Below are 10,597 nucleotides of genomic sequence, written 5' to 3'. Positions count from 1 at the left end.
CAAAAAAGTCTAATACTTTTTTCAAAAAAATCTATGCTATAATACATAATAGAACAATAGATGAATATTTGAAAAACAAAAGACAAAGCTCAGGTGTCCCCTTCCTGAGCTTAAATTTTTGCTAAAAAAGAAGGATTTTGGAAAGAAATGTAGAATATTATGGTAAAAAGTACAAAGAAAGGGGGGGAATTTATAAATGAAGATACAGGTTATCTGCGAACATTGTGGAAAGATCGTGGAATTGCTACCGAATGAGGAAAATTACAGCTATGTAAGTAAAAAATTAGAGAAATCAAAAATACATTGCGAACCGGATGTAAAAATAGAAATCGAAAATGAAATGGAAGAAATAAAAAATATGTACGAAGTAAGTGATATTGATATATATCCTGAAATAAAAGGCATTGAATTTACTTGCGAAGAATGTGGAAATAGCATAATATTAACTGAATTAAATTGATATTAAGTAATTTAAAGAGCTCTAACAGGGCTCTTTTATATATAAAATATCATGAACATTCACATTCTAGTGCCTTAAAATTTTATCAAACTTAGAAGGATTTCCTCTTTTTTTGTAGAATTAAAAAATAGAAAAAATAGAATAGAAAGAAAAAGGAGGAAATAAATTAATGGCGCAAATGTATTTTTCAAAGTTTAATATCAATTCAGAAATATATGAAGTATACAAAGACGATAATATTAGGATTAAAATTTTGGATGATATTTTTAATAAAATGGATGCTCAAGCAGTTTATGAAGAAGAAGATAATCAACAAACGACAAAATATAAATTTTGTGATTTGTCGAAGGACTATAAAAATAGATCAGTTGCGGGTAGATTAGTTAAAATTTTTAAGGGAGAACTACAAAGCTATGATGAAAAACAGGATACTGTAAATATAGTAGGTGCTGATGATTGTGCATCTAGTTGTACTTTTTATTTTGATCTAAAAACGGAAGAAATAGCTTTTATTACGAGACGGGATTTTGGGTATAATCAGTTTAATAAGTATTTTAAAATATTATTGGAAACATATTTTGATGATATTTCTTTTGAAATATTTTTAGAAAATAATATAGACGAGTTAAAGGAAAAGATATATAGTTTTAAAAAAATATTAAGTGCTGAGGTTATTATTGTTCCACCTAATGCTAATACAGATGACTTTGACAAATTGTTTGGTACAACTGCTCAAGAATTTAAAGAAAGTAATGCTACAAAATATACACAACGATTAGAGGTATCTAGCAAAAGCAAACAAGGGATAAATCCTAAAAATAGTTTTTTTGAAAGGATGTTTTTTGGAGTTGGCAAAGGATATGGAGAAATGACTGTGAAAGGCAGAAACAAACAGGATGAAATAATGACGATAACAAGTTCTGAAGATACACCATATAAAAGACAAATTCCGGATATTGAAAAAGATAGCATAGGGGCATTTGCAGAAAGAGCGTCATTTTTTATAAAGGAACTTGTAAGTAAAAAAATGGAGTTGAATTTAAATGAAAAAGAAACAAACAAAGGAAGTGAACAATAATAGATGTCAGGAAGAAAAACTAATTGATTATTTTTATTCTACTAAACATACTAAATTTATGCACTTATTGAAAATAAGTTTGAAATGGAAAGAACTTTATAGTAGTAATGAAGCAAAATTATCTTTTGTTATATCTATTTTGGCAGCAATTATCTGGCTTTATCTTTTTAATTTAGTTAAAATTGAATTATTTAACCAAATTATTAGAGATATAACTTTAAGTTTATTCGAATCTCTAATAGGAATGTTGGGATTTATAATTAGCGGATTAGCTATTTTAACTGGTACAATTACGAAACGGGTAATTGAGAGTATTAATAATAAGAAGATGATTAAAAATCTAATTAGCATATTGTATAGTTTTTATTTTATAGGTGCATTTATAGGTATGACAATTATAGTCTATATAGGAATGTATTTGATGTCTTTTTCAGATATAGTAGCAACTAGCTATACAACTATTATTATTAGTTTTATATTAAGCTATATGTTTTGTTTTTCAATATTTTATTCTATAGCTCTCTTAGGAACCTGTTTAAGAATTTTTTTGGTAAGCTATGAATTTTCAAATGAAAATCAAAAGGCTAATGAGCAATAAGGCAAATGTCTAAGCTTTAAGTTCTTTCTATATGAAATTTTTGAATTAGGTGCAGGAAAAATCAGATAAATATAGAATAATATATATTGGAAATTATGAAAGAAAAGGGGAGGTCAATATGGTATGTAAAAAATGTGGTTCAGAAAATATTCAAGTAGTACAAGGAAGTTCAAAAGTTAAGGATGTAAGCATTCTAAGAACTTTAGGTAGATGGCTTTTAATATTATGTACAGCAGGGTTATGGTTATTAGTACCGAAAAGAAAAGGTACTTTAAAAACAACCACATTGGCAGTATGCATGAATTGCGGACATAAATGGAAAGTATAAAGAGCTTTGACAAGGCTCTTTTTTATTTTGGCAAAAGTAGGCGATAATGATGGAACATAATTTTTATAAGAGTGCAAAATGGAAGCATAAGAGAGAGATAATATTAAAGAGAGATGAGTATTTATGTCAAGAATGCAAGAGGTATGGGAAGACAACACAAGCGACGACGGTACATCATATTATACCTCTTACATGGTGCTTAATATATAATATTGCATTAGCGTTAGCAAATATAAACTTAATTAGTTTATGTGAAAAGTGCCATAATAAAATGCATGATAGAGATAGTGATAAACTTACTTCATTCGGGCTTGCATGGGTTAAGAAGATGGGTAAAATTGGTTTGGATTGGATAGAAAAATATTCAGAGAAATGATAATAAGATTTGACAACGATAAAGAAAGTAATCCCCCCCACCTTGACAACAAAATAAAATATCTTTGGGGGACCGGTACGGGGAACTCTTTCCAATAGAGCGACCATTGAAAAAATTTTTTCAGGAGGTGAGAGGCATGGCGAAGGTACCTTCAAAGGAAACAATTAAGAGAAGAACAATAGAAGATATGAAAACACTCGGAGTCCATAAACCGCAGTATAATCGCCTAATTGAGATATATTCCGAACTAGTTTATCAATATTTAACTTTGAATAATGAATTTGAAAAAGGTGGGTATCAATATGAGGTAGAAACGGACCAGGGAGGTACAAAAAAATCCCCGATTGTTGCAACATTAGAATCATTGAGAAAAGATATTTTGGCATACTCTGATAGACTATGCCTCAATCCGAAATCAATTGAAACTGTAACTACTGAAAAGGGCAATAAATCAAAACTGGCTTCAGTTTTGAGTGAGTTGAAATGACTAAATATAAAAACTATGATACTGTAATAGAATATGCAAAGAGCATAGTTGCAGGTAAGAAAGTTGCTTGTAAAGAATTAATTCAAACCTGTAATAGATTTTTAAAAGATCTTAAAAATTCTAATTATGATTTTAACCCGAAAGATGCCGAATTTGTAATACAAATTATTGAAAAAACATTTGTCCATGATCAGGGAGAAAAATTAGATGGCACACCGCTACGAGGTGAGCCTTTTTTATTGGAGACTTGGCAAAAATTTATTGTTTATAATTTATTAGGATTTTATAATAAAGGGACAAAAATAAGGCGCTTTAAAGAAGCGTTTATTTTTATACCTCGAAAAAATGGGAAGACAAGATTTGTTGCTGCTTTATCTTGGGCTTTGGCATTATTAGAGCGAAGGTCAGGAAGTAAAATATATATTACAAGCGCAGTGCTAGATCAATCATTGCAATCTTTTAATTTTATACTTTTCAACCTAAAACAGATGGGTGAAGATGGTAATTTTAGAATTCTTGACAATAATCAGGAACATAGCATAAGTGGCGAATTAAGTGACGGCTTTATATATATTAAAGCTTTGGCTGCTAATCCTGATAAACAAGATAGTTTGAATTGCAATGTTGGCATAGCAGATGAGATCCATGCTTATAAAACGCCGAAACAATATAATATCATAAAAGAAGCTATGAAAGCTTATACGAATAAGTTGATGATAGGTATTACGACGGCGGGAGATAATATGAATTCATTCTGCTATAATAGATTGAAATATTGCCAAAAGATATTAAATGGGACTATTAAAGATGAGGCATATTTTGTATTTATTACAAAAGCAGATGAAGATGAGAATGGAGATGTAGATTATACGAACCCGATAGAACATGAGAAGGCTAATCCTAATTATAGAGTAACCATAAGACCGGAGGATATGATGAATGACGCTCTACAGGCTCAGAATGATCCACAGCAAAGGAAAGATTTTCTTGCGAAGTCATTAAACATTTATACAGCTTCTATGAAAGCCTATTTCAATATAGATGAATTTAGAAATAGTGACAAAAAATATGATTGGACCATTGAGGAATTAGTTAAATTGCCTATTGAATGGTTTGGTGGCGCTGACTTGTCAAAGCTGCATGATCTGACCGCCGCGGCACTGTATGGGACATATTATAACGCATATAAAGATAAAAACGGTAAAATGCATGATGTCGATATTGTTATTACTCATGCATGGTTTCCGATAGTAATGGCACAAAGAAAAGCTGATGAAGATAATATACCTCTATTCGGCTGGAAAGATGATGGTTGGCTTGATATGTGCAATAACCCAACTGTAAATCATGCAGATGTAGTTAATTGGTTTATCAAAATGCGAAAAATGGGATTTAAAATTAAACAGATTGGCCATGATAGAAAATTTTGCAGAGAATATTTTGTCGGCATGAAAACAGCGGGATTTAATATTGTGGACCAGCCGCAATATTTCTATAAAAAGAGCGAAGGTTTCAGGCACATAGAAGCGAAAGTAAAAAACGGCGACTTTTATTATCTTCATTCAGAGGCCTTTGAATATTGTGTTCAGAATGTGAGAGCCATAGAAAAAACAGACGATATGATTCAATATGAAAAAATCGATGGAGATGGAGGAACACAGCGCATTGATATATTTGATGCCGCTGTTTTTGCATGTGTAAGGAAACTTGAGAACTTAGAAAAGAAAACTTATGCTGAAAGATGGCTCAAAAGCTAATGAAGGGCGGTGAGGTAGTTGAATTTTTTAAAATTTATAAAACATAGAAAGATGAAAACAAGGGCTGATCCTTTAATAGGATGGTTTATAACAGATGGCGCATATGATACATTATGTATTCCCGGTTATACAAGGTTATCTGACAATCCGGAGGTAAAAATAGCGGCACACAAAATCGCGGAGCTTATATCTTCTATGACAATATATCTAATGCAAAATACAGAAAATGGAGATATAAGGATCAAAAATGAATTATCTAGGAAGATAGATATAAATCCATATAGCCTTATGACGCGTAAGGCATGGATGTACAATATAGTTTATACCATGCTTCTAGATGGTAAAGGAAATAGTATTGTATATCCAAAAATAACACAGGATGGATTGATAGATGAATTAATTCCTTTGAAACCTTCCGAGGTATCGTTTTTAGAAACCGATACAGCTTATAAAATAATTTATAATAATAAAATTTATAACTACGATGAGGTTCTTCATTTTATCATCAATCCTGATCCAGAAAAACCATATATGGGTACTGGTTATAGAGTGGTGCTTAAAGACATTATTAATAATCTTGAACAAGCTATAGTAACTAAAAAGCATTTTATGTCTGATAAATGGAGACCTTCAGTAATTGTATCAGTTGATGCTATGACAGAAGAACTTTCCAGTAAGGAAGGCAGAGAGGCGATACTCGAAAAGTATATTGACGAAACAGAGGAAGGTAAACCTTGGATAATTCCAGCGGATCTTATAAAAGTCGACACAATAAAACCATTATCATTGCAAGACCTCGCAATAAATGACGCGGTACAAATTGATAAAAGGACAGTTGCAGGTATATTTGGTGTGCCTGCTTTTTTCTTGGGTGTAGGAGATTTCAATAAAGACGAGTACAATACATTCATAAACGCAACTATTCTTCCGATAGCCAAAGGAATAGAACAGGAACTGACAAGAAAGCTACTTTATAGTCCTGACTTATATTTCAAATTCAATCCGCGCAGTTTATATGCTTATGACATTACAGAGCTATCAAATGTGGGATCCAATATGTATGTGAGAGGCATTATGACAGGCAATGAGGTAAGGGATTGGCTTGGCATGTCGCCACTTGACGGGCTTGACGAAAGGGTGATCTTAGAGAATTACATTCCGGCTGGAATGATTGGAGAACAGAAAAAGCTTAAGGAAAATGGAGGTGATGATAATGGATAAAACAATATTTCAGACAAGAAGTTTACAGTCCGATTTAGCAAAATTAAAGGTTAGAGCAGAAGGCGACAGCGATAAATATATTGAAGGTTATTTCATTGTCTACAATCAAGAAACGGAACTATGGCCCGGTTATTTTGAGAAGGTTGCTCCAGAAGCCGTAAATAATACACTTGGAAATGACATAAGGGCGTTGATAAATCATGACACAACTCTTGTGCTTGGCAGAAATAAAGCCGGAACGCTTGAATTAAAAAGCGATGGACATGGGCTTTGGGGCAGTATAAAAATTAACCAAAATGATAGTGATGCTATGAATTTATATGAAAGGGTAAAGCGCGGTGATGTATCACAATGTAGTTTTGGCTTTAATGTATTAGATGAGGAAGATGAGTGGCGCCAAGACGGAACTTTGCATACGACATTAAGAGCGATTGACTTACATGAGGTATCTGTTTGCACATTTCCTGCATATGAAGAAACAGGTGTGCAGGCTAGACACAGAGAAATTGAGAAGTATAAACAAAAACAAATTGAAATTAGAAAGAAAAAATTGAAAGAGAGGTTGAGAAATTATGGCATTAAAACAGATAATGTTGAACAAAAAAATTGAGCAGAGAAAAGCAGCTTTGGCGGAACTTCTAAAAACTGAGGAAGATCTCAATAAGAGAGCTTCCGAATTGGAAAAAGCTATTGATGAGGCAAAAACAGATGAAGAAATAGCGGCAATAGAAGAGGAGACTGAAAAACTTGACAAAGATAAAGCTGACTTTGAGGAAAATAAAAGCAAACTTGAAGGCGAGATTGCAGAACTTGAAGGACAGCTTGAAGAACTGAACAGCAAAGAACCTAAAAACAATTCTGAAAGCAAAGCGAATGACAGAAATAAAAATATGGTTGAAGGAGAGGTAAGAATGAGAACAGGGAAATTTTTCAATGGAATGACAAGAGAAGTGGTCAATGCTTTGATTGCAAAAGATGAGGTAAAAGAATTCTTGACACGAACAAGAGAACTGATAGGACAGAAAAGGTCCGTAACTGGCGCAGAGCTGACAATACCTGATGTTATGTTGGACCTCTTAAGAGACAATCTTTATAGATACAGCAAGTTAATAACGAGAGTAAACTTAAAATCAGTAGCAGGTAAAGCGAGACAAAATATTGCCGGAACCATCCCTGAAGGTATATGGACAGAATCAGTCGGAAAGCTCAATGAGTTAGCTCTTAAATTCAATCAGATTGAGGTTGACGGCTATAAGGTTGGTGGATTTATTCCAGTGCCTAATTCAATATTGGAAGATAGTGACTTGAACCTTGCAAATGAGATAATGGATGCACTTGGACAGGCTATAGGTCTCGCAGTTGATAAAGCTATATTATATGGTACTGGCACAAAGATGCCTCTAGGCATTGCGACGAGACTTGCACAAACCCAACAGCCTGCCGACTGGGGAGCAAATGCACCTGCATGGGAGAATTTAACCACGACAAATCTGCTTAAATTAGATGGAACATTAAGCGATGCAAAATTCTTCTCTGCATTAATGCTTGCACTGGGTGCAGCACAACCTAATTATGCAACTGGTGGAACTTTCTGGGCTATGAATAGAAAGACAAGAATGACATTGATATCAAAGGCTGTTACATTTAATGCTGCCGGTGCAATTGTCGCGGGACAAAATAATACAATGCCGGTCGAAGGCGGAGATATCGTTGAATTGCCATTTATACCTGACGGTGATATTATAGGTGGCTACGGTTCCCTCTATCTATTGGCAGAAAGAGCAGGCGCACAGCTCGCAGTATCAGACCAGGTAAGATTTATAGAGGACCAGACAGTATTCAAAGGCACAGCCCGTTATGATGGTGCTCCAGCAATTGGTGCAGGCTTTGTGATAGTGAATATAAATAATGTTGCTCCAACTACAACAATAACCTTTGATGCTGATATTGCTAATGCATAATATATTTAAATAGGAGGAAGTAAAGTGGATATAGGTTTAATCCTCCAACTTGTAAAAGCAAATTTAGGTATGAATACTTCCATTAGAGATATATATTTAACAAAATTAATTGAGGGAATCATAACCGAATTGACCGAAGAAAAAGGAATAGCACTCGATGGAAGTAATTCATACCATCTTATGTTTGTTGTAGATTATGCAGTCTGGAGATTTTTGAGTAAAGACAGTGATGCAGGCATGCCGGAGCATTTGCGGTATCGCTTGAAAAATCTATACATACATGCTGGAGGTGGCGCATCTGTTTAAACCGAGTACGTTAATTTTTAATACAATAATTCATATACAAAATCGGAAACAGACAATTGTCAACGGAGCTCCTGACATAGACTATGTCGATGCAGATCCGGCGCTCGATTATTGCAATTGGAAAGGTAGGGGCGGTACAGAAAGCATTCAAGCAGGCTCGCTTATAGTTTATGATACGGCTGAATTAACGATGTGGTATAGACCTGATATATCAGAACGAGATAGAGTATTATTAAATGACGATCCAAGCAAGGTATACGAGATAATTAACATTGAGAATGTCGAAATGAGGAATCAATACATGATTCTCAAAGTGCAAAGAGTGGTGAATGCTTAATGTCAACGCCATCTAATTTAACAAAAAATAGAACTATAAGTTTAAAATTATCAGGCATAGAAGAATATCTAAAAAAGATACAAGAAGTTGGAGTCAATGTTGAAGAATCTGTATCAGAGGCTATTGCTGAAAGTGCAAAACCAGTATATGAGGATATAAAAGCGTGGGCAGAAAAGCATAAATTCACAGGAGCTACTTTAAAAGGTGTCGACCTTTCAGAGGTAAAGCAAGATGGCAATTATTTTTACGTAGATGTTGGCATAAATACGGATAAAAGCGAAAATGCTTGGCACGCTGTATTTGTTGAATATGGGTCTCCACATAATGCTGCAGATCCGGGAATAAGAAATGCTTTCACAAGTAACAAAAGCAAAGTTAAAAAAATACAGAGAGATATATTAAAAAAGGCAGGGATGCCTGATGAGTAACATTTATGAGTTAATTTATAATACATTGATATCTTTGGGCTACCCTGTAAGAGAACAAGGCACATTTGGAAATACAGAAATGTTGCCTGAAACATTCATAACATATCAAATCATAAATGAGACAAATGACACACATTATGATAATAAGATAGCGAGTACTACAACAAGAGTACAGCTTGTACTATATTCAAAGAAACCTGCTATAAAGCAAAGTGCAGACCAATTATTTAGGTCTGTAATGCTTCCAGCAGGTTTTTTACGTGTAAGTGGCAGAGATTTACCATTTAATCAAGATACAGGCCATTACGGTTATACGTCAGATTATATTTTTTACAAGGAGGAATAAAAAAGATGGCTAATGAATACGGCGAATTTGTAGGCGTCGATAACTTATATTTTGCATTAGTAACACAAGATGATGACAATGGATATATGGCAGGGGCACCACAATATTTAGCGCCGGTTGCGGAAATATCAGCAGAGGCCAAAATAGACAGTAAAACAACTTATTATGATAACAAAGCAGCAAATAATTATGTGACAGAAGCTGCAACAGAACTAAAAATTACTGTGCAGAATATACCGGCTCAAAAATTGGCAATACTTCAAGGTAAAAAGTATGACCAGGTTTCCGGCAGGGTATATGATTCAGGAGAAGCTAATCCACCTGATATTGCGCTTGGGTTTAGGTTCAATATGGGTGCTGATGGTTATAGATATTATTGGTTCTTAAAAGGCACAATTTATGGTGGCGCAGAAGATTCAGTGACAAAATCCGATAAAGTTGATGAAAAAACTTATGAACTTACTTATACAGCAGTATCAACAAAACATCAATGGACCATAGATGGGAAATTGCAATCAATAAAAAGAATATTTGCAGACACATCAGATCCAGCATTCGATCCAACTGGTTGGTTTACACAAGTACAAACACCAGATAAATCAGGAACACCAGCAGCTATAACATTAATAAGCAGTACGCCAGCTGACGGAGCAGCTGATGTAAGCAGTACAGCAGCTATCACTCTTACGTTTAGCAATCCGATAGAATCTGAAGCAGTTACACTTATAAATTCAACAAATGGAAATATTGTAGCAGTTACAAAATCGCTTGATGTTACAAAGAAGATACTTACAATTACGCCTACAGCAGCACTTTCAGCTACGACAAAGTATATTGTATCTATAGCAGGTGTAGTAGATGCTTACGGACAGGCATTGGCAGCAACAGCAATAGATTTTACTACAGCAGCATAA

Annotated in this window: 15 protein-coding genes; all 15 read left to right on the top strand. The window is 34.0% G+C overall.

What is annotated here, in order from left to right:
• Positions 1-196 precede the first annotated feature (196 nt).
• The 15 genes from BVF91_RS12050 to BVF91_RS11980 all read left to right on the top strand — a co-directional run bounded on the left by BVF91_RS12050 (position 197) and on the right by BVF91_RS11980 (position 10,597).
• Positions 197-460, top strand: coding sequence for a hypothetical protein (locus BVF91_RS12050; RefSeq protein WP_085113639.1), 264 nt, complete (start codon positions 197-199; stop codon positions 458-460).
• 169 nt (positions 461-629) lie between these two features.
• Positions 630-1,538 carry a DUF4747 family protein gene (locus tag BVF91_RS12045; protein WP_085113638.1) on the top strand — a complete coding sequence of 303 codons (909 nt, stop codon included), beginning with the start codon at positions 630-632 and terminating at the stop codon, positions 1,536-1,538.
• Positions 1,504-2,136, top strand: coding sequence for a hypothetical protein (locus BVF91_RS12040; protein ID WP_085113637.1), 633 nt, complete (start codon positions 1,504-1,506; stop codon positions 2,134-2,136). Before BVF91_RS12045 ends, BVF91_RS12040 begins: the two co-directional genes overlap by 35 nt.
• Before the next feature lie 118 nt (positions 2,137-2,254).
• The gene (locus tag BVF91_RS12035; protein WP_085113636.1) at positions 2,255-2,464 is read left to right on the top strand and encodes a hypothetical protein; all 210 of its coding nucleotides are present in this window, start codon (positions 2,255-2,257) and stop codon (positions 2,462-2,464) included.
• Positions 2,465-2,513: 49 nt separating this feature from the next.
• Positions 2,514-2,840, top strand: coding sequence for an HNH endonuclease (locus tag BVF91_RS12030; protein WP_085113635.1), 327 nt, complete (start codon positions 2,514-2,516; stop codon positions 2,838-2,840).
• A gap of 136 nt (positions 2,841-2,976) precedes the next feature.
• The gene (locus BVF91_RS12025) at positions 2,977-3,327 is read left to right on the top strand and encodes a P27 family phage terminase small subunit (RefSeq protein ID WP_085113634.1); all 351 of its coding nucleotides are present in this window, start codon (positions 2,977-2,979) and stop codon (positions 3,325-3,327) included.
• Positions 3,324-5,084, top strand: a complete 1,761-nt coding sequence (locus BVF91_RS12020; RefSeq protein ID WP_085113633.1) for a terminase large subunit — start codon at positions 3,324-3,326, stop codon at positions 5,082-5,084. The genes BVF91_RS12025 and BVF91_RS12020 overlap by 4 nt, the downstream gene beginning before the upstream one ends.
• 18 nt (positions 5,085-5,102) lie before the next feature.
• Positions 5,103-6,305, top strand: a complete 1,203-nt coding sequence (locus tag BVF91_RS12015) for a phage portal protein (protein ID WP_206199059.1) — start codon at positions 5,103-5,105, stop codon at positions 6,303-6,305.
• Positions 6,298-6,915: an HK97 family phage prohead protease gene (locus BVF91_RS12010; protein ID WP_085113632.1), complete on the top strand. Its 618-nt coding sequence runs from the start codon at positions 6,298-6,300 to the stop codon at positions 6,913-6,915. The genes BVF91_RS12015 and BVF91_RS12010 overlap by 8 nt, the downstream gene beginning before the upstream one ends.
• The gene (locus tag BVF91_RS12005; protein ID WP_085113631.1) at positions 6,878-8,266 is read left to right on the top strand and encodes a phage major capsid protein; all 1,389 of its coding nucleotides are present in this window, start codon (positions 6,878-6,880) and stop codon (positions 8,264-8,266) included. The genes BVF91_RS12010 and BVF91_RS12005 overlap by 38 nt, the downstream gene beginning before the upstream one ends.
• 24 nt (positions 8,267-8,290) lie before the next feature.
• A complete protein-coding gene (locus BVF91_RS12000) occupies positions 8,291-8,572 on the top strand; it encodes a hypothetical protein (RefSeq protein ID WP_085113630.1) in 282 nt (93 codons plus the stop codon).
• Entirely contained in the window at positions 8,556-8,909 is a 354-nt protein-coding gene (locus tag BVF91_RS11995) for a head-tail adaptor protein (protein ID WP_168170215.1), read from the top strand. The genes BVF91_RS12000 and BVF91_RS11995 overlap by 17 nt, the downstream gene beginning before the upstream one ends.
• Complete coding sequence (locus tag BVF91_RS11990) at positions 8,909-9,337, top strand: HK97-gp10 family putative phage morphogenesis protein (RefSeq protein WP_085113628.1); 429 nt, start codon at positions 8,909-8,911, stop codon at positions 9,335-9,337. The genes BVF91_RS11995 and BVF91_RS11990 overlap by 1 nt, the downstream gene beginning before the upstream one ends.
• On the top strand, positions 9,330-9,683 hold the full coding sequence (locus BVF91_RS11985) for a hypothetical protein (protein WP_085113627.1): 354 nt from the start codon (positions 9,330-9,332) through the stop codon (positions 9,681-9,683). Before BVF91_RS11990 ends, BVF91_RS11985 begins: the two co-directional genes overlap by 8 nt.
• Before the next feature lie 5 nt (positions 9,684-9,688).
• On the top strand, positions 9,689-10,597 hold the full coding sequence (locus tag BVF91_RS11980; protein ID WP_085113626.1) for a major tail protein: 909 nt from the start codon (positions 9,689-9,691) through the stop codon (positions 10,595-10,597).

This window comes from Thermoanaerobacterium sp. PSU-2, from assembly GCF_002102475.1.
Classification (GTDB): Bacteria; Bacillota; Thermoanaerobacteria; order Thermoanaerobacterales; family Thermoanaerobacteraceae; genus Thermoanaerobacterium.
Note: the sequence above shows the minus strand (reverse complement) of the source record. Positions and strands in the feature narration are given on the sequence as shown.